The sequence below is a fragment of the Pseudomonas sp. S2_B07 genome (assembly GCF_054668435.1).
The window spans coordinates 4033368-4058558 of the sequence record NZ_CP162769.1 but is presented as its reverse complement, the minus strand read 5'-3'; the positions used below and the strand labels follow the sequence as shown (position 1 = coordinate 4058558).

Sequence of the window (25191 nt, the reverse complement as noted above, 5' to 3'; positions counted from 1 at the left end):
CGATGGCGTCAGTCCAGCCAACACCTATGTTGCCTGATCCACCGTAATCGCGGGCAAGCCCGCTCCCACAATGTTTCGCATTGTCTGAACAGGTTTTGGTGGGCAATAAAAAACGCCCCCGACCGTGAGGTCGGGGGCGTTCTTATGTCTGCGGCGAAAATTACTTCGCTTTCACACCTTCAAAGGTGACGTACAGATCAACCGCGTCGGACTGTGGACCCAGGTCCATCATCTTGCCGAAATCAGAACGCTTGATGCTGGTGGTGCCTTCGAAGCCGGCACGGTAGCCGCCCCATGGATCCTTGCCTTCACCCAGGAAAGTGGCCTTGACCACAACTGGTTTGGTGACACCCGCAATGGTCAGGTCGCCGGCCACGTCGGCAGTGACTTTACCGTCGGCGTTTTTGCCGGTGGTTTTAACGCTGGTGGACACGAAGGTGGCTTTAGGGAAATCAGCCACTTTCAGGAAGTCTTTGCTGGAGATGTGCTTGTCACGCTCAGCATTGTTGGTGAAAACGCTCGCCGTGTTCACGTTGAACTCGATCTTGCTGTCTTCTGGCTTGGCAGCATCAAAGCTGAACTTGCCGTCGATGTCCTTGAAAGTACCGGTGATGTAGCTGTAACCCAGGTGGCTGATCTTGAAGTCGACGAAGGCGTGCTGGCCAGTTTTGTCGACGACGTAGTCAGCAGCCATTACGTTGGCGGACAACAGGGCAGAACCGATTGCCAGAGCGGCGAGAGTCTTTTTCAACATGTCTTGTATTCCTTGAGGGCTAAGTTGAACGTCAGGCTTTGCGACCCAGCATTCGTTTCAGGGTCACATCACGGTCGATAAAGTGGTGCTTCAATGCTGCCAACGCATGGAGACCGGAAAAAATTACCAATGCCCATGCCAGGTAGAGATGAATCGCACCTGCGTTATCTGCCTGGTCCGGTAGCCCGGAAACCAGTGCAGGCACTTCAAACCAGTCAAACACCGGAATCCCGACACCCTCTGCGGTGGAAATCAGGTAACCGGCAATCATCACAGCGAACAAACAGAGATACAGAAAAGCATGCCCGAACTTGGCGCCAAGACGCGTCATGCGGCTGTAGCTGGTCAGCGTTGGCGGCGGTGGGCTGATAAAGCGCCACACCACGCGTAACACCATGACAGCCAGCAGGATCAGACCGATGCTCTTGTGCAGGTCAGGTCCTGCCTTGCGCCAAGGGTCGTAGTAGCCGAGACCGACCATCCACAGACCCAGACCGAACAAACCGAACACTGCCAGCGCTACGCCCCAGTGCATGAAGATGCTGACCCAGCCGTAGCGAGAGGTAGAGTTTCGTAGTTGCATTGCCGAGTCCCTGTAAGTGCTGGCCCAAGACTATCGAGTTATCTATCGAATTAAAGCGGAAAATTTCGCTTTGAAATATCGAGAAATACGATCAAGAGCTTGAAATAGGCGTGTTAAGGAAAGATTAAAGACCCATGCGTAAGAAAAGATGAAGCCCAACTAAAGAACACCCTCGCCCCCGGTTTTATTCGATTCTTAGTACCGGCTTTTCTTCAGGCATAAAAAAACGCGGCATCTCTGCCGCGTTTTTTAGTCCAGACGCTTACTGCGCCTTGGTCTCCGTTGCCGGGGTTGCAGCCGGCTTGGCGGCTGGTTTTTTCGCCGGTTCGGTTTTCTTCACCGGGGCCTTGGCTGGAGCCTTTTTGGTATCGGTTTTGGCGGCAGGCTTTTTAGCCGGTGCCTTTTTGGCAGGCTCGGCTTTCACTGGTGTTGCAGGCTTCGGTGCTTCGACCGGCGCTGGTGCAACAACCGGGGCTGGATCCGGCGCCGGTGGCGTGTAAGGCGCAGGAGCCTTGACCGGCTCTGCCTTCTTGTCGTCATCCGAACCACCGAACAGGTTGCTGAAGAAGTTACCTTTCTTCGCCGCCACTGCACCGGCCGCTGCTGCCGGCACCACTTTCGCCGGTTCAAACGACTTGCCCGCCGCCAGGTCTTCTACCTGACTGGCCGCACGCTGGCCGGTGCGCAATGCGCCTTCCAGGGTGCCTGGGTACAAGGTATCGGTGTGTTCGCCAGCAAAGGCTACGCGCTGGATCGGGCGTTCCCACAGGCGCCAGTACTTGCTGATCTGGCCCGGGCCGAAGGCCAGGTAGGCGCCGCCCATCGAAGGATCGGTGCTATAGCGGCGGATTTCATAACCGGTGAACGAACCGCGCGCCTGTGGATAAAAGGCGTGCAGGCGAATCAGCACCTGATCGACCATCTGCTTGTCGCCGAACGCCTGCATCACACGAGCATTGTCGCCGGACAGGTTGATCACCACATTGGCGCCACCCTTCAACGCCGGCTCGATCCACAACATGCCGAGGCCGGTGTTGCTGAAAATCTCGCCGGACATGCGCGCCTTGGGTTCCCATACCGGCGTCTTGAACTTCAGCATGATCTGGTCGCGCCAACCGTAGTTGGTGCCTTTGATAGCGCCCATGTGCTGGGCATCCAGCGACGGGATCATCTGGATCTTGTTCAGTGCGCGCAGCGGCACCGCCAACACTACGTAGTCTGCCTGATAACCGACCGAGCCGACTTTGACGGTCACGCCGTCCTTGTCCTGGGTAATCGACGAGACCGGGGAGTTGGTCTTGATGGTTTTCAGCTGTTTAACAAACGCCTGGGCCAGCACTGTACTGCCGCCCACCAGTCGCGAAGCACGCAGGTCACGATCGGATGTGCCACGGTAAACACGGCTTTGCTGCGCGTAATACAGCAGCGACAGGCGCGAAGGTTCGTCGTAGCGGGTACGAATCTGCTGGTTGATCAGCTGACGCGCAGTGGCAGGCAGGTTCTGCTTGTCGAGCCAGTTGGATACGTTGATCTGATCCAGCGTTTGCAAAGTGCTGGTGGCGAGCGGGTTCTGCGGATCGTCAATCGAGCGCGCCAGATCATCCTGGGTTTTTTCGAAGCGCTTGAGCGCGTCGGCGGTGGCCGGTTGCTTGGTCGCCAGATCTGCCGCGGAGAAGTACTCACCGTCGATCAGATAACTTGGGGTACGCACGAATTCCGGGGCCGGCGCAGTGCTCAGCTTGAAGGTCGATACGTATTTGTTCAGCACCGGCTGGGTCTTGTCGTTGCCGATCCACTCACTGGTGGCCATGCCGGAGCGACCGCCCAGGCTCGGTTTGGCTTCCAGCAGGGTGACCTGCCAGCCTTTGTTCTGCAGCTCGTAAGCCGCCGTCAGGCCAGACAGCCCGCCGCCGATCACGATCGCGGTTTTATCCTTGGCCAGCGCAGACACGCTGAACAGCCCCAACATCACCAGCGCACAGGCGCGCAGCCAACCGACAGACATTCAGCGAACTCCGGAAATACATGAGGAAATAGCAGTTTTTACGAGTCAGGCGACTCCAGGAACCGCGAAGGATACGTCAGGCTTCAGACGCCCGCCAGCAACGTCTATCGCCCCATACAAAGTAGCTCAATCGTCACAATGGGTTGTCCCGGCGCGACGCATTGCATAGGCTTGCGCGATTGTTTACCCGCCTACGTCACGGGTAGCCTCGAGGAGACATAAAATGGGCCTGAATAAACAGTGGATGGAACGCGATCTCGCGGTGTTATGGCATCCCTGCACCCAGATGAAAGATCACGAACAACTGCCGCTGATCCCGATCAAGCGTGGTGAAGGCGTGTGGCTGGAAGACTTCGAAGGCAAGCGCTACCTCGACGCTGTCAGCTCCTGGTGGGTCAACGTGTTTGGCCATGCCAACCCGCGCATCAACCAGCGCATCAAGGACCAGGTCGATCAGCTGGAGCACGTGATCCTCGCCGGTTTCAGCCACCAGCCGGTGATCGAGCTGTCCGAGCGCCTGGTGAAGATGACCCCGGAAGGCTTGACCCGGTGCTTCTACGCCGATAACGGTTCATCCTGCATCGAAGTCGCGCTGAAAATGAGCTTTCACTACTGGCTCAACCGCGGCCAGCCGAACAAGAAGCGCTTTGTCACCCTGACCAACAGCTACCACGGCGAAACCATGGCGGCGATGTCGGTCGGCGACGTGCCGCTGTTCACCGAAACCTACAAGGCCCTGCTGCTGGACACCATCAAGGTGCCGAGCCCGGATTGCTACCTGCGCCCGGATGGCATGAGCTGGGAAGAACATTCGCGCAACATGTTCGCGGCCATGGAACAGACCCTGGCAGAGCATCATGACACTGTCGCGGCAGTCATCGTCGAGCCGCTGATCCAGGGTGCTGGCGGCATGCGCATGTACCACCCGGTGTACCTCAAACTGCTGCGCGATGCCTGCGACCGTTATGGCGTGCACCTTATCCACGACGAAATCGCCGTCGGCTTCGGCCGCACCGGCACGATGTTCGCCTGCGAACAGGCCGGCATCCGCCCGGACTTCCTCTGCCTGTCCAAGGCCCTGACCGGCGGTTACCTGCCGCTGGCGGCTTGTGTGACGACCGAAGACGTCTACAGCGCCTTCTACGACGACTACCCGACCCTGCGCGCCTTCCTGCATTCGCACAGCTACACCGGCAACCCGCTGGCGTGCGCGGCGGCATTGGCAACACTGGATATCTTCGAAGAAGACAACGTCATCGAGAACAACAAGGCCCTGGCCGAGCGCATGGCGTCCTCTACTGCGCACCTGGCTGACCATCCGAACGTCTCGGAAGTACGCCAGACCGGCATGGTGCTGGCCATCGAGATGGTCAAGGACAAGGCCACCAAGGAAGCCTATCCGTGGCAGGAACGTCGCGGCTTGAAGGTGTTCCAGCACGCACTGGACCGGGGTGCTTTACTTCGTCCGTTGGGCAGCGTGGTGTATTTCCTGCCGCCGTACGTGATCACGCCGGAGCAGATCGACTTTCTGGCCGAAGTGGCCAGCGAAGGGATCGACATCGCGACGCGTAACAGCGTCAGCGTGGCGGTGCCGAAGGACTTCCACCCCGGTTTCCGTGATCCGGGCTAGCACTGCTCGTCCCCACGCTCTGCGTGGGAATGCAGCCGGGGACGCTCCGCATCCCAAAAGCGGACGCGGAGCGTCCGATGAGGCATTCCCACGCAGAGCGTGGGAACGATCAAATTAAAGAGAACCCGCATGAGACTGTCCCGCTTCTTTATCGACGCCCCCCTGAGCACCGGCGAACACGAGTTGCCCGAAGCCCAGGCCCATTACATCAGCCGCGTGCTGCGCATGGCCGAGGGCGATGCGTTGCAGCTGTTCGACGGCTCGGGCCACGAGTTTCGCGCCACGCTGGTGGAGGTTGGGAAGAAGCGTGTCGTGGTGCAGATCGATGAAAGCTTTGCCGGGCAAGTCGAGTCGCCGCTGGCGATCCATCTCGGTCAGGGCCTGTCCCGTGGCGAGCGCATGGATTGGGCGATTCAGAAAGCCACCGAACTGGGCGTCACCGAAATCACCCCGATCTTCAGCGACCGCTGCGAAGTTCGCCTCAAGGACGAGCGCGCCGACAAACGCCTGATGCATTGGCGCCAAGTGGCGATCAGCGCCTGTGAACAATGCGGGCGTTCGCGGGTACCGGTGATTCATCCGCCGCTGCTATTGGCGGATTGGTTGAAGCAGACTGAAGCCGAGCTGAAGTTGGTGCTGCACCCGGTGGCCGAGCCGTTGGTCAGTCACGCCAAACCTTCAAGCCTGGCATTCCTGATCGGCCCGGAAGGCGGGCTCTGCGACGCTGAAGTCGAGCAGGCCAAAGCCGCCGGTTTCCACGCCGCCCGCCTCGGCCCGCGCGTGCTGCGCACAGAGACTGCGCCGGTGGTGGCGTTGGCGGTTGCCCAGCAATTATGGGGTGACTTCTAGGGCCCTTTCGCGAGCAGGCTCGCTCCCACAGGAAATGCATTCCAAGGTGGGAGCGAGCCTGCTCGCGAATGGCCGCGACACAGTCTAGCGACCGATCTGGCGGCTACTGAACCGGATCGCTCACCGGGTGGGCGATGATGGCCTTGAGTTCGCTGGTCATCGAGAACTCAAGGTTCAACCCTTTCGGCGGGATCGGCTGTTCAAACCAGCGCTGGTAGATGCCGTTGATCTCGCCCGAGCTGTACAGATCGGCCAACGCGCCATTCACCAGGGCAAGGAATTGCGGATCATCCTTGCGCACCATGCAGCTGTAGATTTCCCGCGATTGCTCCTCCCCGACCACCACCCATTTATGCGGGTCATGCGCCTTGGCGCGTTCGCCATAGAGCAGTGCGTCATCCATGTAGAACGCCGCCGCCCGACCTGACTGCAGCATCTGGAACGCTTCGCCGTGGTCCTTGGCGCTGATCACGAACATGTCGATCTTGTTGTCGACGTTGTAGCTCTTCAGAAAGCGTTCGTTGGTGGTGCCGGCGGTGGTCACCACGTTCTTGCCACGCAGATCGGCGAAGCTCTTGATCCCGCTGTCCCTGGCGGTCAGCAACTGGCCTTTGACGTAGATGAAGCCGTAGGAAAACGCCACTTGCTTCTGTCGTTCGGCGGTTACTCCAGTGGAGCCGCATTCGAGGTCGACGGTGCCGTTCTGCACCAGTGGAATCCGCGTCTGCGAGGTCACCAGGGTGTATTTCACTTTCAGCTCAGGCAGCTTCAATTGCTGACGGATGCGCTCGACTATCTTGCTCGCCAGATCCACGGAATAACCCATCGGCTGACCCGTGTGATCACCCACGTAGGAAAACGGCACCGACGCATCGCGGTAGCCCAGCGTGATGCTCTTGGCATTGGCAACCTTGTCCAGTGTGCCGGTCAGCGGCGCTTCATTGGCGTGAACCTGACCGCCCAGTAACAGCCCGAGGGTGCAGCCGAGCAACGTGATTTTTTGCATTGTTATTCTCCGTTGTGGGTATTGGGTCCTGATGGGTTCAGATGCGGGCGGCGGTGACGGTGATTTCCACCAGCACCTGCGGCCGCGCCAGATCGGCCTGCACCGTGGTGCGGCTCGGCGCTTGCCCCGGTGACAGCCAGGCTGACCAGACTTCATTCATTGCCGCGAAATCGGCATTGATGTCTTTCAGATAAATCGTCGCGCTGAGCACATGATCTTTGTCGCTGCCGGCCTCGGCCAGCAGAGCGTCGATTTTCGCCAGCACTTCCCGGGTCTGACCGCCCGCATCCAGGGCATCGCCCGGCACCTGACCGGAGAGAAACACCAGATCGCCGAAGGTCACGGCGCCTGACAGGCGTGGGTTGCTGTGAAAACGTTTAATGGTCATGACGGGGTCCTTTTCCAAGAGGGAAATTCAAGCGCCAGGGTGGCTGAAACCCAGCAGGTCAATGGACGTCTGGCGCTGACTGATCAACTCACTGAGCAACTGGCCACTGCCACAGGCCAGGGTAAAACCCAGCGCACCATGACCGAGGTTCAGCCACAGATTGCGGTAGGCCGTAGCGCCCAGCAGCGGCACACCGCTGGGGGTCGCCGGACGCATGCCGGCCCACTCCACGGCGGCGTCGTAATCGCCGGCATTCGGAAACGTGTCGCGGGCCTGGCGCTTGATCAGGTTCAAGCGCTCTGGATCGACGGCCGGGTCGAAGCCGACAATGTCGACCATCGCCGCCACGCGCAATTGCTCGCCGATGCGCGCGTACACGATCTTGCGGTCGTAGTCGGTGATGCTCAGCTCAGGCGCCCGGTGTTCGACACCAATCGGCAGCGTCAGGCTGTAACCCTTCAGGGGATAGAGCGGCAGCCGCAGACGGGGCAGCGCCAGCAACGGACTGCGATGGCCGGCGGCGATCACCAGTTGCTCGACGGGCAATGCCTCTGCGCCCAACTCAATGCCGGTGACCGTGCCATTGCTGTGTTGAATCGCGGTTACCGCGTGGCCGAGGCGAAATTCACAACGGCCGGACGCCTTCAGTCGCGCCACCAGTTGCTGGCAAAAACCATGGCAATCGCCGACCTCTTCGTCCGGCGTATAGATCGCGCCGACAAAAGGCGCACCCGCCAGCGCTGGTTCCAGCCGCATGCACTCGGCGGCAGACAACACCTGCTGTTGCTGCGGATCGGCCAGGCCTTGGCGCGCTTTCCCGAAGCTGGCCGGGTTGCGGAAGGTCACCAGTTTGCCATTGCGCCGCCATTGGAAATCGTTCAGCCCATCGACTTCGCGCCAGGCTTTCAGTGTGCTCTGGCTGAACAGCGCCAGGCGCAGCAGGTGCGCGGCGTTTTCACGGTTGACCGAGCGGCGGCACGCGGCGAGGAACGACGCCATCCAGCGCCATTGCACCGGATCGAGACGCGGACGCAGCTTCAACGGCGAGTCGCCGCGCAACATCCAGCCAATGGCCTGCAACGGCACACCGGCGTCCGCCAGTGGCGCCACGTAGCGATAGGACAACTGGCCGCCGTTGGCGAAACTGGTTTCGCTGCCCAGCGAATTCCGGGCCTCGACCACCGTCACCTCAATGCCGTCGCGCACCAGCGCATACGCCGTTGCCAGGCCAATCACGCCACCGCCGATGATGCACACACGCTGAACCATGTCCGTCCCTAAAACCGTTGTGAAGGCGAGGCCGAGGTTAGAGCCAGGTGACAGGCGGCGAACAATGAATAAAGATGCCGAACCCATAAACAAAGGTTATGGACTTGCCATGCGTCTTCGTCATATCGAGATATTCCAGGCCATTCGCCAGACCGGTTCGATCAGTGCGGCCGCGCAATTGCTCCACGTCTCCCAGCCGGCGGTGACCAAGGTGTTACAGCACGCCGAACAGCAATTGGGTTTTCCATTGTTCCTGCGAGTGCGCGGCAAATTGCAGGCAACGCCGGAAGCGCTGGAACTGGAGCGTGAAGTCGACAAGGTCACCGAAAGCCTGCAAGGGGTGCGGCGCCTGGCCCAGAGCTTGCGCCGCGAGCCCGGCCATAGCCTGCGCATTGGCGCCACTCCGGCGCTAGCCCTGTCATTGCTGCCGCCGGCCATTCACGAGTGGACCGAGCGCTACCCGGACATTGCTTGCGAACTGTCCAGCGCCCATAGCCGCGAACTGGTGCAGAACCTGCTGATGCGTGAAGTGGATGTCGCCCTGACCCTGCAACGCCCGGATCATCCTGGGCTCAAGGCCCAGGCGCTGGCGTCCGGCGTGCTGGTGGCGCTGGCGCCTACCGGTTACTGGTCGGCGGCAGAGGTTGGCACACCGTTGCCGTTGATGGCGCTGGCAGATGCCCCGCTGATTGGTTTGTCCAGCGCCGACCCGTTGGCCGCCCGACTCGACAGTTACCTCGAAGCGGTGGAGCCTCCGCCTCGGGTGCGCATCGCGGTGCAGACCTATTCACTGGCCCGGGCGATGGTGGAATCCGGCGCTGGGCTGGCGGTGATCGACCCGTTCACGGCCCTCGGCGCCTCCCCCGCCGCGACGGCGATTCGCCCGTTGACCCCGCCGCTGCCCATCACGCTGTACGCGGTAACCCGCGCCACCGAACCGCCGCCCCACACGTTGAATGACTTGTTGCAGGTGTTCAGTCGCAGGGCCCAGGAACAACTGGATCGCTTGATCCCTGCGCAACCTTAAATGTAGGAGTGAGCCCGCTCACTCCTACAGGGGATTGGGGTGGTTTAAAGGACGTAGAAGAAAATTGCCACGAAGTGCAGCAAGCTCCCGGCAATCACGAACAAATGCCAGATTCCGTGGGCGTGGCGCAGCCGATGATCGAGGGCGAAAAAGATAATCCCCACGGTGTACAAAATCCCGCCCGCCGCCAGCCACGCAAACCCCGCAGTGCCCAACGCCGCCAGTAGCGGTTTGACCGCGACCAGCACGATCCAGCCCATCACCGCGTAAATCACAATCGACAGAATCCGCGCTTCCGAACGCGGCTTGATCTCTTGCAGGATGCCGATCAGTGCCAGTCCCCAGACAATCCCGAACAGCGTCCAGCCCCACGGCCCGCGCAGGGTCACCAGGCAGAACGGCGTGTAGCTGCCGGCAATCAGCAGATAGATCGAAAAGTGATCCACCTTCTGCATGATCGCTTTCTTGCGCCCGCGCACGCTGTGGTAAACGGTCGAGGCGCTGTACAACACCATCAAGGTGAAACCGTAAATCGCCACGCTGACGATCTTCCATGGGCTGCCGTCCATGCTGGCGATCACCAGCATCCACACCACCCCGACCATTGCCGCCACCGCCCCGACCAAATGCGTCCAGGCGTTCAATCGTTCCCCGTGATACATGCGTCGCTCACCTCAACATTCGTTGCAACATCGCGCAAGACTACCTCAGTGACCTTTTGATCTAAAAAAAAACGCAGCCTCGTTTCACTCGGCGGCTGCTACAAAAGGTCGCATGCGTGCACAATCGAGCCATTCGAATAAGAGTCCGGGCCATGCTGATCGACGAAGAATTGACCCTGAAAAAACTCGAGGTGTTCCTGGCCTTCATGCGCACCGGCAACCTGGCCCGCGCCGCCGCCGAGTTGCAGACCAGCAACGTCAGCGTGCACCGCGCCATCCACTCCCTGGAAAGCGCCTTGCGTTGCCCGTTGTTCAAACATGAGGGCCGCAACCTCACACCGCTGGAGAGCGCTTACGTACTTGAAGAACGGGCGCAGAAGCTGATTCAGGACGTGGTCGAAACCGTGCGTCTGACCCGCGAAGCCGCCGGTTTTTCTGCGGAACGCTTCAAGCTGGGCTCACTGTATTCACTGACGGTGAAGACCGTGCCGCAGTTGATCATGGGCCTGAAGATCCGCCGCAGCGAACTCAACATCGACCTGATCCTCGGTTCCAATTTCGACTTGCTGTACAAGCTCAAGAACATGGAAGTCGACGCGATCCTGGTGTCGCTGGACGAGAGCGTCAACGACCCGGACTGCGAGCAGATCCCGCTGTTTTCCGACGACATCTTTCTTGCGACGCCAGCGGATTCGAAGTTTGCCCAACGCACGGAGGTCGACCTGGCTGAAGTGCGCGACGAGACGTTCATTACCCTGACCCAAGGCTTTGCCACGCACCAGGACGGTAATCGGGTGTTCAAGCAGGCGGGGTTCGAGCCGAAGGTGGCGATGCAAGTCAACGACATCTTCACCCTGCTGAGCATGGTCAGCTCAGGGGTGGGTTATGCCTTACTGCCAGGAAGGATTGCGGCGGTGTATGAGAACCGGGTGAAGCTGATTCCGTTGCAGGAGCGCTATCGGTTGCAGCAGCACATTGGCGTGGTGTTCCTGAAGGCCAAAGAGCGTGATCCGAATTTGCTGGCGCTGCTGGCTGAGTGCCGGATGTACGCCAATCGCCAGGCTTAAGACCGCGTCGCCTGCATCGCGGGCAAGCCACGCTCCCACAGGAACTGCGCTGTCCCTGTGGGAGCGTGGCTTGCCCGCGATGACGTCGGTACAGTCAGCCAGGATCCCGCGGTCTAGCCCACAATCCCGCGAACAATGAAGTACAGCAGCGAAGGCCCCAGCAAGCACCCAAGCCCGGTGTGAAACGTCGCCGTCAACGCGCCATAAGGCACCAATCGCCGATCCGTCGCCGCCAGCCCGGCAGTCACGCCGCTGACCGTCCCGGCCAACCCGCCGAACACCATCGCCGAACGCGGGTTATCCAGGCCCATCCAGCGCGCCGCCATTGGCGTGCCGACCATCACCAGAATCGCCTTGATCAACCCGGTGGCAATCGACAGCGCCACCACATCGGAACTGGCACCAATCGCCGCCCCGGTCACCGGCCCGACGATGTACGTCACCGCGCCCGCGCCAATCGTGGTCATGCTGATCGCATCGCGGTAACCAAACGCCCAGGCCATGCTCGCGCCGACAATGAACGGCAGGATCGTGCCCAGCAGCAACGCGATCACGCCAATCAGCCCGGCCTTTTTCGCTTCCGTGGCTTGCACTTCGAATGCCGTGGCAACGATGGCAAAGTCCCGCAGCATCGCGCCGCCCATCAAACCGATGCCCGAGAATAATGTCAGGTCCGCCAGGCCTTTCTGCCCGCCAGTCATGGTGCCGCCGACCCAGGCCAATACCAGGCCAATGACGATGGCAATCGCCGAGCCGTGAATCCGCCCGTAGGTCAGGCGCTTGGACAACACCACCGACACCCACATGATCACGCCAACGAACGCGAACGCGGTGACCAGGCCATTAGCGGTCAAGCCTTTATCAATGAGTTCCCACATATCAGCGACCTCCTACCGGTGTGCCGACCGGGGTGACTTCCACCGGTTCATCGGGCAAGGGTTCGCCTTTGTGGGTCCGGCTGATCAAGGCAATCGTGCAGCCGCAGATCACCACTGAACCAATCGCCGCGAGCACCGCCACCGGGCCGCCGTGCAGTGCGGTGACGACGTTCTGTTGCGCGGCCATTGCGACCACCACCGGAATGTACATGGCGCCCCAGAAGCCGACGCCCATCTCGCAATCCTTGGTCATGCCGCCGCGTTTTTGCATCCACAACCGCGCGCAAATCAGCAGGATCATCGCGATCCCGACCCCGCCGACGTTGGATTTGACGCCCAGCAACACGCCAAGCGCATCGCCCATGATCACCCCTGCCAGCGTACAGATCGCCAACAGCGCCACACCGTAAATAATCATTGTTGTAGTCCTCAAAGTGCATCGTCGAATGTTGTTTTTGTTGTTCGAAGGCCTGAGTCCGGGTCTAGAGTTGGCGGCTTCCCTCCTCACGCAACAGCGCCTGCAAGGTGTCGAGCCGCGCACCGTCGAATGCAATCACGGTGCCCTGCTCGAATACCCGGCGCGCCAGCCCGGTCAACACCGCACCGGGCGGCAGTTCAATCTGAAGTCTTACGCCGCGCTCATAAGCGCTTTGCACCGTGCCGCGCCAGTCAACGATGCGGCACATGTTGAACGCGAGGTCATCGCGCAAGGCGTCGGCATTGATGATAAGGCGGGCGCGGCTGCCGCTCAGGTAACCCAAAGTCGGCGTTTTCAGTGACACCTTGGCGAATGCTTCCGCCAGAATTTTTGCCGGACCCTCCAGCAACGGGCAGTGCGAAGGCACGCTGACCGCCAGCCGTTTGGCCAAGCCTGCACCGTGACCTTTTGCCATCGCCGCCACCGCTTTCATGGCCTCGTCGCTGCCGGCAATCACCACCTGGTTATCGGCGTTGATGTTGGCCAGGTAAACCGGCGCATCGAGGCTGTGGACCTGCGCCAGCAAACTTTCCACTGTGGACAACTCCAGACCGATGATCGCGGTCATGCCGTAGCCCTGTGGATAAGCCTGCTGCATCAACTCACCGCGCAGGCTGACCAGATGCAGCGCATCGCTAAAGCTCAAGGCACCGGCCACCACCGCCGCCGGGTAAGCGCCGATGGACAATCCGGCCACGTAATCCGGCGCCAGGGTTAATTGACGAGAAGCCGCGACTCCGGCGATCAACAGGCAAAGCTGAACCGCACGAGTCGACTTCAACGCCTCTGCCGAATCGAGCCGTAAAACGTCTTCACCCAGCACTTCACTCGCCTCGTTCAGCGTTTCGCGAGGCAAACGCTGGAGCATGCCCGGCTGCTGCGCGCCCTGGCCCGGAAACACCAACAGACTGCTCACGCAGCTTGCTCCTGTGGGTTCCAAGGATCGATCACCAGACAGGCTTCACGGGCATTTTTCAGCAACACACGACGAGCCGAACCGGCCCATTCGCGCAGGGCCACAGCGCCGAACGGTGTCTGCAACTGCATGTCCACCAAGCATTCGGCAGCCTCCAGAATCTTCACCAGATCCTGCGCTTGAGAACGGCCCAGCGCATGCGGGGTACGCAGGATCAAGTCGAGATCACTGCTCTCGTGCAACGCTGCAAACCCGCTGGCCAATTCAAACCCGGCACTGCCGCTGACACCCCACACCCAACCACAGTCATCGAGTAGCGGCCGCAGTTGATTGAGGGCACGCACGGCCGGCAAATTCCGACCAATCGAGACTTGGCAAAGGTCTTCCGGCTTGACCCGACGCTGAATGCCATCGACCGGCATCACCGTCGCAAAACGCTGTTCACGCAAACATCCACGCACACCAACCGCGACCAGACCCGGCGCACTCACCGCACGCCGAACCACCACGGGCTGGCCCGCGCTCAAGGATTCGGTCACCCACGCAGGCGCGTCCGCAGGCAACAGCTCCGGGGTCATGCCCCAGAGCAGATCGTGGGCCATAAACGTATTCACCACTGCGCCCTCAGCAGTTGGCGAACCTTGCTCGAGGCGGCACGGTTGCTCGCACCCAAGCGGCTGCTCAGGTCGCGACCGTTGGCCGCCACATCGCCAATCGCCTGATTCAGGCATTCAGTCACCCGCGTCAGATCGGCCGCCGTCGGTTGTTCAATCTGTTCCACCGACAGGGTTTCCCACAGCAAACCGAGGCTGGCGTAGCTGTCGATGTCATAGGCCATCGGCGGCACGCTGGCGGCCAACGCCTCAAGTTCTTCAACGCTGCGCAAGGTCACCCGCGCCGCCGACGCCTTGCCCATCGCATGCACCATCACTCCCGGATCACGCAGGGCAATCAGCCGATTGGCCTGATACCCGTGGGCCAGAAACGCGCCGGACATCGCCTTGCCCACCAGCAAACCAATCACCGCGTGGCCCGCCAACCGGGCGCGGGCATAACTGTCCGCCGCGCCGGCCAATGCCTGATGGATGCCGAGGGCCTCTTCGCGTCGTCCATAGGCCTGGCTCGGCACATCGACGAGGGCGATCACGGCGCGCTTGTGCGGTTTATCCACATCCGCGGCGATCACTTCATCCACCGCCTTGGCCAACCCCCAACCTTCCAGCAAACCGACTTCACCGTTGCGCGCACGGACAAAACGGTTGTCTGGATCCGCCACCACCGCGATAAAACGGACAGGCTGATCACCCAGCACGCCATCGGCCACCTTCAATGATGCCGGCAAGCCTTCGACCGGTTTCGCCCCGGAGCTCAACGCGTTGAACCAGTTCAAACCTCTCAGCGAATAGCTGTTCATGAGCGCGCTCCTTGATACAGATCACGAACCGTCGCCGCTTCGATTTGCGGCGCGGCGTCCAGACGGGCCAGCCGTTGCAGGTACAGATCGGCCTGGCGACTGCGTTGGTGCGCTGGCAAACCTTGCTGCAGCAATTCACTGACTTTTTGTTGAATCTGCGCCACATCATCGGCGGCATAACGATCCACCAGACCGCTGGCAAAACGCTGCTCGCCACCGGTCAGGCTCCAGATGAAAGGACGGTCACGGGAGTCGTATTCCTCAAGCCCGGCTTCCTGTTCGATGACTTGCGGGCCGTTCAGGCCCAGACGCGCTTCCTGGGTGACCACTAAATAACTGCACAACCCAGCCGCAATCGACATCCCGCCAAAGCAGCCGACGCTGCCGGCCACCACACCAATCACCGGCTGGTATTGGCGCAGGTCGACAATCGCTGCGTGAATATCGGCAATCGCCGCCAACCCGAGGTTGGCTTCCTGCAAGCGTACGCCGCCGGTTTCCAACAGCAGCACGGCGCGGGTCGGAATGCCGTTGCGGTTGTCTTCGGCGGCCAGTTCCAGCGCGCCCGCCATCTTCGCCCCGCCGACTTCACCAAGGCTGCCGCCCTGGAAGGCCCCTTCGATGGCCGCGATCACCACCGGCAAACCACCGAGGCTGCCCTTGGCGATCACCACGCCGTCATCGGCTTGCGGCACCACGCCCTGGCGCTCAAGCCATGGCGACATGATGCGTTGAAACGGGTCGAGCAATTCGCGGAAGGTGCCGGGGTCGAGCAAGGCTTTCGCGCGTTGCCGGGCACCGAGTTCGATGAAGCTGTGTTTGTGGAGGAGTTCTGCGTTATCAGTCATGACCGATCTCCTCAAAGCCTTGTTCCAGACGCAAGCGCACCACGCCCGGTGTCGCGCCGAAATCGTGGATGGCGATGTCCATCGCCGGCGGTGTCTGACCGTCGAACATCCGCGAGAACAAATGCTGCCAGCGCTGCTGCGCGCCATTGACCGAGGTCTGTACGTTGATGGTCAGCTTGCCGGCCTGACCCGGTTCGATCAGCACTTCCAGATCGCCCGAGCCGACACAACCCACCAGCGTGCGACCGCGTGGCGGCTGCCCGGCGGGGAATTCAAAGGATAAGGTTTCCATCAGAAAGCTCCGGACTCGAGGCGGTCGATAAACAGGCAGGCGGCGAGCAAGTCGGCGGCGCCGCCGGGCGAGGCATTCAACGCGATTAATTGTTCATCCAACTCATGCAAACGGCGGCGACCGGCAAGGCTGGCGCTGCCGCCCACGTCGAGCACGGCTTGTGCGCCGAGTTGCATGGTCTGCAGGCCTGCTTCGCCAGCGCGGTAGAGCACGCAGGTGTCGGCCAGTCGGGTCATGATCGCCAGCAAGGCATCGAGCCGGGCGTTCTGTTCACCGTGGCCGGCGGCGCGGCTGTGTTTGAGTTGCGGCAATGCCCGTTGCACCACTGAAGGAAAACCCAGCTGCGCTTCTTCACGGGCACCACGGGCGCCGAAACGCTGGGCGACTTGGGCGCCGTGGCTGAAAGGTCGTGGTGCATAACGGTCGTCGAGCAACGCCAGGCGTGCGGCGCGCAGAGTGATGGAACCGGCGGCGCTGGATTCGGGCTCAAGCGCGGCAGCCGTGACCAACAGGCCCAAGGCCCAGATCGCCCCGCGATGGGTATTCACCCCTTCCGTGGTAGCGAGCATCGCTTGCTCCCCTTCCCGGCCAATCCGCCCCACCGCTTCGCGCAGCGGCAAGCCGATTTCGCCAAGCTCGATAGCGGCCTCGGCCATTTCCTTGAACGCAGACCAGAGTGACAACGCCGAAGCGTGCATCAGCCCCAAGTGCAAGTCGGTGTGCGCGCCGTTGCCGCGGCGGTCGACCAGTGCCGGTTTCGGCGACAGGTCGGCTTCGTCGATCAGCGCGTCCACCGCCCAATCGGCCAGCCGTTCCGCGAGGGTCAGGGTTTTCGGTTGCAGGTTGAGTGCGTGCATTACCAGCTCCTGAACTTGGCGGGCGGGTTGTAGAGGCCACCGGACCACTCGACCAGATCGGCCACGCTTTTCGCGGCGAGCAGTTCGCGGGTGGCGTCGGTGCGGCGAATGCCGAGGTCTTCGGGCAAGGCAATCAGACCTTCGCGGCGCATGCGTGCGGTGTCTTTCGGGTTGTGGCGCAGGCCGATGGCGGTCACCCCGGCGACGGCGGCGATCATCGCCTGGCGTTCTTCCAGCGAACGCGCCTTGTACAAATAGGCGATGCCTTCTTCGGTCAGCAGGTGAGTGACGTCGTCGCCGTAGACCATGATCGGCGCCAACGGCATGCCGCTTTTCTTCGCCACATCAATCGCGTCGAGGGTTTCGACGAAGGTCGGTTTGCCGCCCTCCTGGAAGGTCTCGACCATTTGCACCACGAGTTTTTTGCCGCGTTCCAGCATCGGTTCGGCCACGTCGGTGTGGCGCATGTCGAGCCAGGCGGGCGTGCCGTGACGGCGACCGCGCGGGTCGTGGCCCATGTTCGGCGCACCGCCAAAACCGGCGAGGCGTCCGCGGGTCACGGTGGAGGAATGACCGTCGCCATCGACTTGCAGGGTCGCGCCGATGAACAGGTCCACCGCGTATTGCCCGGCGAGCTGGCTGAACATCCGGTTGGAACGCAGCGAGCCGTCTCGCCCGGTGAAGAACACGTCCGGCCGTGCGGCAATATAGTTTTCCATGCCCAGTTCGGTGCCGAAGCAATGCACGCTTTCGACCCAGCCGCTTTCGATGGCCGGGATCAAGGTCGGGTGCGGATTGAGCGTCCAGTTGCGGCAGATCTTGCCTTTGAGGCCGAGGGATTCGCCGTAGGTCGGCAGGATCAATTCGATGGCCGCGGTGTTGAAACCGATGCCGTGATTGAGCGACTGCACGTTGTGTTTTTCGTAGATGCCACGGATCGCCATCATCGCCATCAGGATGTGCACAGGCTTGATGTGCCGTGGGTCGCGGGTGAACAGCGGTTCGATGTAGAACGGCTTGTCGGCCACCACCACGAAATCGACCCACGAGGCGGGGATGTCGACGCGGGGCAAGTCACTGACATCGTCGACCAACTGGTTGACCTGAACGATGACGATGCCATCGCTGAACGCCGCCGGTTCGATCAATGCAGGGGTGTCTTCGGTGCTCGGCCCGGTGTAAATGTTGCCGGCGCGGTCGGCCATGAAACCGGCCGAGAGCACAACGTTGGGAATCAGGTCGACCACCAGCCGCGCATAGAGCTCGATGTAGGTGTGGATTGCGCCGATTTCCAGCAAACCGTCTTCCAGCAACTGGCTGATGCGCAGACTTTGTGTACCCGCGAAGGAGAAGTCGAGCTTACGGGCGATGCCGCGTTCGAACAGGTCCAGATGCTCGGCGCGGCCGACACTGGGCATGATCATGTGCAAGTCGTGGAGCTTGGCGGGATCGGCCTTGACCAGGGAGCGGGAGAGGAAATCCGCCTGCTTCTGGTTATTGCCCTCCAGCACCACACGGTCGCCGGGCAGGATCAAGGCTTCCAGCGCCGCGACGATGTTGTCGGTGGGCAGTACCACACCGTCGGCAAGATCCTTGACCAACGCCAGACGCCGCTGCTTTTCGCTGCGCCGCCGCGTCCATCGCGAGTCGGGGGATATTGTTGTTGTCATGACCACTCCACGGGTTCGCTGTCGTGGGAGTCACCTTAGGAGTGTTGGGTCGGCGGCATCAATCAAGCACAGAGACGGATCGTTACGCTTGGAGTAATGGTTGACTGGGCTGACGTCATCGCGGGCAAGCCCGCTCCCACAGTGTCCGTGCTGAGCCCACTGTCTGAGGCATCCACACTACCTGTGGGAGCGGGCTTGCCCGCGATGAGGCCAGCACAAATAACGCAAATCCAGGATCAATTGATCAACCCTGCACTCACAAGCAACTCCTCCAGCGCCAGCAAGTCCGGCACCTTGGCCACTTGCTCCCCCACCTGCACCGCCGCCTGTTCCAGCGAACACAGCGGCACGTCGACGTAACTCAACTGACTGTCGAGTTTGTAGGAGCGTGGAATCCCCTGCACCAGCAGCGCGATGAATTTCAGCTCCGGTCGTCCACCGAGGGCATTGAGAATCACGATCCGCGCCCGCTCGCCGATGACGATTTTCTGGCCGCACGCTGACTCAAAACTCAGCAACGGAATCTGCCGGTCCCGCCACTTCACCAAGCCCAGATACCACGGCGGTGTATCGAGGTCGAACGCCCCCGGTTGATAGTCGATCAGCTCCGCCACCGCGACATTGGGCACGATCAGGTTGCGGTCGGCCAAGGGCAGCAACAGGCCCGTGAGGTTGCTGGCGCGATGCTCAAGCATGGGATTTGCTCCACAGGGCGATGCTTTCGAGCAGCACCGATTCCTGGTACGGCTTGCCGAGGTAGTCGTTGACGCCGATGGCCATCGCGCGGTCGCGGTGTTTCTGGCCGGTGCGTGAGGTGATCATGATGATCGGCAGGTGCTGCAAACGCTCGTCTGCGCGCACCTGGGTCGCGACTTCGAAGCCGTCCATGCGCGGCATTTCGATGTCCAGCAGCATCACGTCCGGCATGTGTTCTGCGAGCAGCAACATGGCGTCGACTCCGTCCTTGGCGGTCAGCACGTTCATGCCGTGGCGTTCGAGCAAACGACTGGTGACCTTGCGCACGGTCACCGAGTCATCGACCACCAGCACCAGCAAGGGCTTGTGTGGCTCGACTTCGGTGTCCTGGGTCTGCACCTGTTGCGGCGCAGGCACCTGCATGGCGCGGATCGGCGCCAGCAAATCAAGAATCAGCACCACCCGGCCATCGCCCAGAATCGTCGCCCCGGACAATCCCTGCACCGCGGCGAACTGCGGGCCGAGGCTTTTCACCACGATCTCGCGGGTACCGGCCATGGAGTCGACTTGAACTGCAATGTGCCGCTCGTTGCATTGCACCAGCAACACCGGCAACGGCAGGCTTTGGCCCAACAGTTTCGGGCGGGTGCTGGTTTTCAGCAGCTCGCCGAGGTAGCACAGTTCGTAATCCTGCCCGGCGTATTTGTACCGCGGAGGATCGAGGCGGTAATGCCCTTCCAGCTCGTTGGGCAGCACGCGGACGATGCCGTCGATGGTGTTCAACGGGATCGCGTATTGATCATCAAAACACTGCACCATCAGCGCGCGGTTGACCGACACGGTGAACGGCAGGCGAATGCGAAAATGCACGCCCTGCCCCGGCACCGAGTCGATGACCATCGTACCGCCGAGCTGGCGAACTTCTTCATGAACCACGTCCATACCCACGCCACGTCCGGAAATCTGGGTGATCTTCTCGGCCGTGGAGAACCCCGGTTGCAGGATGAACTGCAACACGTCGCGGTCGCTGATCTCAGCGTCCGCAGCCAGCAAACCGCGCTTGATTGCCTTGCGCCGCACCGCGTCCAGCGGCACGCCGGCACCGTCGTCGCGGATGTCGAAAATCATGTCGCCGCCCTCCCGGGACAGATCGAGGGTGATCCGTCCCTTGGCCGGTTTGCCGGCAGCGATGCGCACCTCGGCCGATTCCAGCCCATGGTCCACGGCGTTGCGCAGCATGTGCTCCAGCGGCGGTGCCATGCGCTCGAGGACGTTACGGTCCATCTCGCCTTCGGCGTTGCCGACAATGAATTCCACGTCCTTGCCCAACTCGCTGGAGACCTGGCGAACGATGCGTTTCAAGCGCGGCAGCATCCGTTCGAACGGCACCATGCGTGTACGCATCAGGCCTTCTTGCAACTCGGTATTGATGCGGCCCTGCTGTTGCAACAGGTTCTCCGCATCCTGGTTGCGCCGGTCGAGGGTTTCCTTGAGGTCGAGCAAGTCAGAGGCCGACTCGAACAGCGCCCGCGACAGTTGCTGCAATTGCGAGTGGCGGTCCATTTCCAGCGGGTCGAATTCTTCGTAGCCCAGGCGTTCGGCGTCGACTTGCTGGCGGCTGAGAATCCGCCCCTGGGTTTCGGTATCGAGCCGGCGCAATTGGTCGCGCATCCGCTCGATGGTGGTTTCCATCTCGCTCAGGGTGACCCGCGCATCGTTGACCTGTTGTTCGATACGGCCGCGGAAGATCGAGGTTTCACCGGCCAGATTGACCAGATCGTCGAGCAGCTCCGCCGAGACCTTGACCATGTCGGCGCCCGCGTCGGCTTGCAGCGCGGGCGCCTCGGGCTTGGCGACAACAGGCGTTACAGCGGCCGGCTGAAGCACGGCCGGATGGCTGAAATTCCTGATCGCATCGATCAGTCGGTCGGCCGGCGGCAATGGCTGGTCGGCGCGGGTCGCATCGAGCATCTGCGCCAAGCGGTCGTGACTGCTTTGCAACAAGGTGAACAACGCCGCGCTCGGTTGCAGGGTGCCCGCCGAGAGGCTTTCGTAGAGAAATTCCAGCTCATGGGCCAGATCGCCAATCGGGGCGATTTCGACCATACGTGCACCGCCCTTGAGCGTGTGCAGATCACGCAGCAGGGTTTCGATTTCCTGCCGGTTCGACGGTTCGGCTTGCCAGCGCACAAGCGCAGCGCCGGAGTTTTCGATGATGTCGAAACCTTCCTCAAGGAAGATTTCCAGCAACTCTGGATCATGCCCCGGCGAATCCTTGGCTGGCGCTGGCTCCGGCACTTCGGCGGTGTTCGTATTGCCCTGACGAAACGCGCGAATCGCCTCGATCAGCTCGCCCGGGTTGCCCAGCGATTGCTGATTCTGCAACTGCTCCAGCAGCACCGCGAGCCGGTCATGGCTCTTTTGCAGTAACTGCGCCAGGGTTTCGCTGTAGGTGTAACGGCGGTCCACCAAGCCTTCGTACAGGCTTTCCAATTCATGTGCGAGGTCGCCGACCGGCTCGACTTCAGCCATCCGCGCCCCGCCCTTGAGCGTGTGCAAATCGCGCTGCAAGGACGACAGCGGCGCGGCGTTGTCCGGGTCACTCAACCAGCGTTGCAGGGCCTGGCCGGCGCTTTCGAGAATATCCACGGCTTCTTCGAGGAAGATCGAAACGATTTCATCGTCCAGATCCACCTGGGTTGCGGCCTGCTCCAGTTCGGCGGTGGCGCTGCTCAGTTCCCGAATGCTCAGGGTCCGGCTGCCATCACTGCGGATCAGACCCATGGAGGACGGATCCAGACTTTCATCGAGCAACCCGCGCAAGGCCCGGATGCGTTCTGGCTGCGGGCTGACCTCCTGGCCGGCGGCCAGTTCGTCGAGCATGTTGATCAGCGCTTCGTGAGCACTTTGCGCCTCATGGAAAAACCGTTCGCTGACCGCCAGGCTGCTCTCTTCCACTGCGCCGTACAGGTCGAGCAAGGCTTCGCAGAGCGCGTCCACCGGATGCAAGTCGGCGAGGTGCGCGCCTTCGCCGAGGGTGGTCAGTTCATCAAGCAGCGCGGTCAGTTCCTGACGTTCGCCGGGGTGCTGCTGCCAGCGCTGCAACAGGCTTTCGGCGTCCAGCAGGATGTCCATGCCCTGGGCCAGGAAGTTGTTGATCAACTGCGGATCACGCTTGGTTCGCAGCGCGGTATTGGGTGTGCTCAGCAGAGATTGCAGACGTTCGGCGAGCAACGACTGGGTGCGTTCGATCAATGAGCGGGCACCGCGAATCCCGGCCAGCGGATCGGTCTTGAGCTGGCGCAAGCCGAGCCGAAACAGCCCTTCGGCTTCCAGCAACAGCTCAACTTCGTCGAGGTCCAGCGCAATCAGGTGCGCCTTGTATTCGCGAGCCAGTTGATCCAGCGGCGTCGCCAGTTCGGCAATCGGCAACACGCCGGCCATCGAGGCGCTGCCCTTGAGCGTGTGCAAGGCGCGCTGCAACTCATCGCTGGCCTGCAGCGGCACATGCTCGGCGGCCTGATCGAGAAAGCGGTTGAGGCTGGCCAGATGGGTTTCGGCTTCTTTGCGGAAGATCTCCAGCAACAGCGGATCGAGGGCCGCGACGTCCTGCGTGTCTTCATCGCTGGCCAGCGCATCACCCTTGGCGAGGGCGTGCGCTCGCGCCGCCAATTGGTCGACATCGTTGCGTTGCCGCTGGGCATTGCCGGCGAACTCGGCCACCAGCTCCGGCAGTAAATTCAGTACATCGGTGAGCAGTTGTTGCACGGCGGCACCTGGCGCGACACTGTCTTCCAGCACGCGGTTGAGCAGGTTTTCCACCGCCCATGCCAGCTCGCCCAAGACCAGCGCCCGAACCATCCGGCCACTGCCTTTCAACGTGTGAAAGGCGCGGCGCAGCTCACTCAGGGCAGGCTTGTCGTCGGGGTTGGCGGCCCAGCGCGGCAAGAATTCCTGGAGGATATCGAGGACCTCATCGGTCTCTTCGAGAAAGACTTCGCGCAGCTCATCGTCGACCGGCTCTTCACCGACGGGGGGCGGTAACAGGCTGCCTGGCGTGGTCAGGGCCGGCGGATTGACCGAAGACACGGGACTGGCCAGCACATCGGCCAGCGACTGCACGGTCTCGGGGTCATCGAGCCCCTGCTGGTCCTGCATGACCTGCGCTTCACTTGGGCTGAGCACCTCATCGAGCATCGGCACATGCGTTTCGCTGGGGAAAAACCCGAGCGATGCCAGGCTTTTTTCGGCGACATCAAGGAGCTTTTCGCCCGAGGATTCGGGGTCGTCACTCAGGCGTTCCAGGTAATACTCGATGCTGGAAATCACGTCGGCGAGGCTGTCCAGTTCCTGCCAACCGGGCTGGTCCGGCTCCAGCAGCAGATGCTCGCGGATAAAGTGATTGCAGGTTTCGATCAGGCTCGCCGCCCGGCTCAACGGGATCATCGCCAACGCGCCGCGCACCTGCGTCAGCAAGGCCGGCAATGCCTGCAGATGCTGACGATCCCAGTCGGCGTCGATGTAGTCGACGATCATGTCCTTGGCTTCTTGCAGGCAGATGCGCGCTTCGCGGATGACGATCTGGTGAATCTGCGTCAGGTCGGTGGTCGGCAGGCGGCTTTCTTCCCGACTCTCGGGCTCCACGGTGCCGACCATGCCGGCCAGGGTGGCTTCGACATAGAGCAAGGCGCCCGCAACGTCCATGAGGATCGCGTCGTTGGGTTCGCGCTGGCCCTGAACCAGGCTCAGCACCACTGCCAGCTGATCGATGATGACTTTGCGCGGCTGACCAAACCCCAGCACCGCCAGGGTGTCGGCGATCTGCCGCAGCGGCGCCAGCAGGCTGTCGAGGTCCGAGGTGTGCTGGCGGTCGCTGCGCACGAACAGGTCGAGGCGCTCCTTGACCCGCACCAGTTCTTCGCAAAGCGCAGCCAGCACCGAACGCATGGCATCGCGGTCGGGGCCGGCCAGCCGTGCCCGTTCTTCATCGACCATCGCGCTGTCGGGCAACGCATCGTCCAGTGAGTAGCGATCTTTCATGGTCAGCATCTGCCCGGTGGGATGGTCGGCCTTGGCAATGTAGAACAGCAAACTCTTGAGCAGCTCCGGCGGTGCCGGTTGATTGATGCCGTGGAAGCCTTGCTCCAGCAGACGCTTGAGCTCATGGTCGGCTTCCTTGAACAGGCTGCGCAACGCCGGACTGTTGGCGATCACACCGGCGCACATGCCTTCGACCAGCGCCGAGGCGACTTGCCACAGCGGGCTCAGGGGCGCCCCTGCGCACAGCCCTTCGAGGCGCGAAAAAACCCTCGCCAGATAATCGAGGTGGGTCTGGTCATCCTGTTCGCGCAGCAACCCGACCAGCGCCACCTGCAGCATCTGCCGTAATTTACGCAACACGTTGGCGAAGTCCGCGGGTTCCAGCCGTGTCAGTGAAGCTTCGTCCAACGGCGGCAGATCCGCCAGTTGCGGGCTGAACAGGCTGGTTTCCGAGAGCAGGGTTTCACCTCGGGCACTGCGCAAATCGTTGAGCAGTGGCAACACCACCAAGGGCAAGTCCCGGCGCGCACTTTGCACCCGGTCGAGGTAAATCGGCAGTTGCCCGAGGGCTTGCAGCAACAGGTGCAGCGCCTCGTCACGATGGCTGACGCGGTCCTGCTGCAAGGCGCTGGTCAACTGTTCCATCTCTTCGGCGAGTAACGCCGCGCCGTAGAATTCGACCATCTGCAAACTGCCGTGAACCTGATGGATATACGCCAGGCAATCGTTCAAAGCGTACAACGCCTGTGGGTCATCAAGCAGGGTTTCGATGGCTTGATGAGCCAGCTTCAGCGTTTCGGCAATCTCGCCTTTGACCCACTCAAGGGCCACATAGTCGTGCCGATCACCCATAACCACTCCA

Annotated in this window: 22 protein-coding genes; 4 read left to right on the top strand and 18 right to left on the bottom strand. The window is 61.6% G+C overall.

Annotated features, from left to right (window positions below):
• Window positions 1-160: 160 nt before the first annotated feature.
• From AB4N43_RS18675 to AB4N43_RS18665, 3 genes are all read right to left on the bottom strand, one after another.
• Window positions 161-754, bottom strand: a complete 594-nt coding sequence (locus AB4N43_RS18675; RefSeq protein WP_027926598.1) for a YceI family protein — start codon at window positions 752-754, stop codon at window positions 161-163.
• Between the two features lie 31 nt (window positions 755-785).
• Window positions 786-1337 (bottom strand): cytochrome b, encoded by a 552-nt coding sequence (locus tag AB4N43_RS18670; protein ID WP_027926597.1) that lies wholly within the window; start codon window positions 1335-1337, stop codon window positions 786-788.
• 262 nt (window positions 1338-1599) lie between these two features.
• Window positions 1600-3342, bottom strand: a complete 1743-nt coding sequence (locus AB4N43_RS18665) for a flavin monoamine oxidase family protein (protein WP_027926596.1) — start codon at window positions 3340-3342, stop codon at window positions 1600-1602.
• Window positions 3343-3565: 223 nt separating this feature from the next.
• Here AB4N43_RS18665 and AB4N43_RS18660 point away from each other — a divergent pair, with 223 nt between their 5' ends.
• Both AB4N43_RS18660 and AB4N43_RS18655 read left to right on the top strand, forming a co-directional pair.
• Window positions 3566-4972, top strand: a complete 1407-nt coding sequence (locus AB4N43_RS18660; RefSeq protein WP_059182028.1) for an adenosylmethionine--8-amino-7-oxononanoate transaminase — start codon at window positions 3566-3568, stop codon at window positions 4970-4972.
• Window positions 4973-5101: 129 nt separating this feature from the next.
• Window positions 5102-5821: a 16S rRNA (uracil(1498)-N(3))-methyltransferase gene (locus tag AB4N43_RS18655; RefSeq protein ID WP_027926594.1), complete on the top strand. Its 720-nt coding sequence runs from the start codon at window positions 5102-5104 to the stop codon at window positions 5819-5821.
• A 103-nt stretch (window positions 5822-5924) separates the two neighbouring features.
• Here the strand turns inward: AB4N43_RS18655 and AB4N43_RS18650 are convergent, their stop codons facing one another.
• Genes AB4N43_RS18650 through AB4N43_RS18640 form a run of 3 tightly spaced genes read right to left on the bottom strand, consistent with a single transcriptional unit; the run spans window position 5925 to window position 8484 of the window.
• Complete coding sequence (locus AB4N43_RS18650) at window positions 5925-6827, bottom strand: transporter substrate-binding domain-containing protein (protein ID WP_460151794.1); 903 nt, start codon at window positions 6825-6827, stop codon at window positions 5925-5927.
• Window positions 6828-6864: 37 nt separating this feature from the next.
• The gene (locus AB4N43_RS18645) at window positions 6865-7215 is read right to left on the bottom strand and encodes a RidA family protein (RefSeq protein WP_059182026.1); all 351 of its coding nucleotides are present in this window, start codon (window positions 7213-7215) and stop codon (window positions 6865-6867) included.
• A 27-nt stretch (window positions 7216-7242) separates the two neighbouring features.
• A complete protein-coding gene (locus AB4N43_RS18640; RefSeq protein WP_027926591.1) occupies window positions 7243-8484 on the bottom strand; it encodes a D-amino acid dehydrogenase in 1242 nt (413 codons plus the stop codon).
• A 109-nt stretch (window positions 8485-8593) separates the two neighbouring features.
• Between AB4N43_RS18640 and AB4N43_RS18635 the strand changes: the two genes are divergently transcribed.
• A complete protein-coding gene (locus AB4N43_RS18635) occupies window positions 8594-9511 on the top strand; it encodes a LysR family transcriptional regulator (RefSeq protein ID WP_027926590.1) in 918 nt (305 codons plus the stop codon).
• A gap of 44 nt (window positions 9512-9555) precedes the next feature.
• On the opposite strand, the gene trhA is transcribed toward AB4N43_RS18635, so the two are convergent.
• The gene (trhA, locus tag AB4N43_RS18630) at window positions 9556-10173 is read right to left on the bottom strand and encodes a PAQR family membrane homeostasis protein TrhA (RefSeq protein WP_027926589.1); all 618 of its coding nucleotides are present in this window, start codon (window positions 10171-10173) and stop codon (window positions 9556-9558) included.
• Between the two features lie 152 nt (window positions 10174-10325).
• On the opposite strand from trhA, the gene AB4N43_RS18625 reads away from it, so the two are divergent.
• The gene (locus AB4N43_RS18625; protein ID WP_027926588.1) at window positions 10326-11240 is read left to right on the top strand and encodes a LysR family transcriptional regulator; all 915 of its coding nucleotides are present in this window, start codon (window positions 10326-10328) and stop codon (window positions 11238-11240) included.
• Window positions 11241-11353: 113 nt separating this feature from the next.
• Here AB4N43_RS18625 and madM read toward each other — a convergent pair whose 3' ends face one another.
• The 11 genes from madM to AB4N43_RS18570 form a co-directional block, all read right to left on the bottom strand.
• On the bottom strand, window positions 11354-12118 hold the full coding sequence (gene madM / locus AB4N43_RS18620; protein WP_027926587.1) for a malonate transporter subunit MadM: 765 nt from the start codon (window positions 12116-12118) through the stop codon (window positions 11354-11356).
• A 1-nt stretch (window position 12119) separates the two neighbouring features.
• Window positions 12120-12536 carry a malonate transporter subunit MadL gene (gene madL / locus AB4N43_RS18615; RefSeq protein WP_027926586.1) on the bottom strand — a complete coding sequence of 139 codons (417 nt, stop codon included), beginning with the start codon at window positions 12534-12536 and terminating at the stop codon, window positions 12120-12122.
• A gap of 64 nt (window positions 12537-12600) precedes the next feature.
• Complete coding sequence (gene mdcH, locus AB4N43_RS18610; RefSeq protein WP_194940442.1) at window positions 12601-13512, bottom strand: malonate decarboxylase subunit epsilon; 912 nt, start codon at window positions 13510-13512, stop codon at window positions 12601-12603.
• Window positions 13509-14129 (bottom strand): malonate decarboxylase holo-ACP synthase, encoded by a 621-nt coding sequence (locus AB4N43_RS18605; protein WP_410921232.1) that lies wholly within the window; start codon window positions 14127-14129, stop codon window positions 13509-13511. The genes mdcH and AB4N43_RS18605 overlap by 4 nt, the downstream gene beginning before the upstream one ends.
• Window positions 14123-14926 carry a biotin-independent malonate decarboxylase subunit gamma gene (gene mdcE / locus AB4N43_RS18600; RefSeq protein ID WP_460151793.1) on the bottom strand — a complete coding sequence of 268 codons (804 nt, stop codon included), beginning with the start codon at window positions 14924-14926 and terminating at the stop codon, window positions 14123-14125. Before mdcE ends, AB4N43_RS18605 begins: the two co-directional genes overlap by 7 nt.
• Window positions 14923-15774: a biotin-independent malonate decarboxylase subunit beta gene (locus AB4N43_RS18595; protein ID WP_194940445.1), complete on the bottom strand. Its 852-nt coding sequence runs from the start codon at window positions 15772-15774 to the stop codon at window positions 14923-14925. Before AB4N43_RS18595 ends, mdcE begins: the two co-directional genes overlap by 4 nt.
• Entirely contained in the window at window positions 15767-16066 is a 300-nt protein-coding gene (locus AB4N43_RS18590) for a malonate decarboxylase subunit delta (protein ID WP_027926581.1), read from the bottom strand. Before AB4N43_RS18590 ends, AB4N43_RS18595 begins: the two co-directional genes overlap by 8 nt.
• The gene (locus tag AB4N43_RS18585; RefSeq protein ID WP_194940446.1) at window positions 16066-16923 is read right to left on the bottom strand and encodes a triphosphoribosyl-dephospho-CoA synthase; all 858 of its coding nucleotides are present in this window, start codon (window positions 16921-16923) and stop codon (window positions 16066-16068) included. Before AB4N43_RS18585 ends, AB4N43_RS18590 begins: the two co-directional genes overlap by 1 nt.
• Complete coding sequence (gene mdcA / locus AB4N43_RS18580; RefSeq protein WP_027926579.1) at window positions 16923-18593, bottom strand: malonate decarboxylase subunit alpha; 1671 nt, start codon at window positions 18591-18593, stop codon at window positions 16923-16925. Before mdcA ends, AB4N43_RS18585 begins: the two co-directional genes overlap by 1 nt.
• A 236-nt stretch (window positions 18594-18829) precedes the next feature.
• A complete protein-coding gene (locus AB4N43_RS18575) occupies window positions 18830-19288 on the bottom strand; it encodes a chemotaxis protein CheW (RefSeq protein ID WP_460151792.1) in 459 nt (152 codons plus the stop codon).
• Window positions 19281-25181 carry an Hpt domain-containing protein gene (locus tag AB4N43_RS18570; protein WP_460151791.1) on the bottom strand — a complete coding sequence of 1967 codons (5901 nt, stop codon included), beginning with the start codon at window positions 25179-25181 and terminating at the stop codon, window positions 19281-19283. Before AB4N43_RS18570 ends, AB4N43_RS18575 begins: the two co-directional genes overlap by 8 nt.
• Between the last annotated feature and the right edge of the window lie 10 nt (window positions 25182-25191).

Bases quoted from the DNA above. Each gene is read 5' to 3' on its own strand.
- AB4N43_RS18675 (WP_027926598.1), bottom strand. From the start codon at position 754: ATGTTGAAAAAGACTCTCGCCGCTCTGGCAATCGGTTCTGCCCTGTTG.
- AB4N43_RS18670 (WP_027926597.1), bottom strand. From the start codon at position 1,337: ATGCAACTACGAAACTCTACCTCTCGCTACGGCTGGGTCAGCATCTTC.
- AB4N43_RS18665 (WP_027926596.1), bottom strand. From the start codon at position 3,342: ATGTCTGTCGGTTGGCTGCGCGCCTGTGCGCTGGTGATGTTGGGGCTG.
- AB4N43_RS18660 (WP_059182028.1), top strand. From the start codon at position 3,566: ATGGGCCTGAATAAACAGTGGATGGAACGCGATCTCGCGGTGTTATGG.
- AB4N43_RS18655 (WP_027926594.1), top strand. From the start codon at position 5,102: ATGAGACTGTCCCGCTTCTTTATCGACGCCCCCCTGAGCACCGGCGAA.
- AB4N43_RS18650 (WP_460151794.1), bottom strand. From the start codon at position 6,827: ATGCAAAAAATCACGTTGCTCGGCTGCACCCTCGGGCTGTTACTGGGC.
- AB4N43_RS18645 (WP_059182026.1), bottom strand. From the start codon at position 7,215: ATGACCATTAAACGTTTTCACAGCAACCCACGCCTGTCAGGCGCCGTG.
- AB4N43_RS18640 (WP_027926591.1), bottom strand. From the start codon at position 8,484: ATGGTTCAGCGTGTGTGCATCATCGGCGGTGGCGTGATTGGCCTGGCA.
- AB4N43_RS18635 (WP_027926590.1), top strand. From the start codon at position 8,594: ATGCGTCTTCGTCATATCGAGATATTCCAGGCCATTCGCCAGACCGGT.
- trhA (WP_027926589.1), bottom strand. From the start codon at position 10,173: ATGTATCACGGGGAACGATTGAACGCCTGGACGCATTTGGTCGGGGCG.
- AB4N43_RS18625 (WP_027926588.1), top strand. From the start codon at position 10,326: ATGCTGATCGACGAAGAATTGACCCTGAAAAAACTCGAGGTGTTCCTG.
- madM (WP_027926587.1), bottom strand. From the start codon at position 12,118: ATGTGGGAACTCATTGATAAAGGCTTGACCGCTAATGGCCTGGTCACC.
- madL (WP_027926586.1), bottom strand. From the start codon at position 12,536: ATGATTATTTACGGTGTGGCGCTGTTGGCGATCTGTACGCTGGCAGGG.
- mdcE (WP_460151793.1), bottom strand. From the start codon at position 14,926: ATGAACAGCTATTCGCTGAGAGGTTTGAACTGGTTCAACGCGTTGAGC.
- AB4N43_RS18595 (WP_194940445.1), bottom strand. From the start codon at position 15,774: ATGACTGATAACGCAGAACTCCTCCACAAACACAGCTTCATCGAACTC.
- AB4N43_RS18590 (WP_027926581.1), bottom strand. From the start codon at position 16,066: ATGGAAACCTTATCCTTTGAATTCCCCGCCGGGCAGCCGCCACGCGGT.
- AB4N43_RS18585 (WP_194940446.1), bottom strand. From the start codon at position 16,923: ATGCACGCACTCAACCTGCAACCGAAAACCCTGACCCTCGCGGAACGG.
- mdcA (WP_027926579.1), bottom strand. From the start codon at position 18,593: ATGACAACAACAATATCCCCCGACTCGCGATGGACGCGGCGGCGCAGC.
- AB4N43_RS18575 (WP_460151792.1), bottom strand. From the start codon at position 19,288: ATGCTTGAGCATCGCGCCAGCAACCTCACGGGCCTGTTGCTGCCCTTG.
- AB4N43_RS18570 (WP_460151791.1), bottom strand. From the start codon at position 25,181: ATGGGTGATCGGCACGACTATGTGGCCCTTGAGTGGGTCAAAGGCGAG.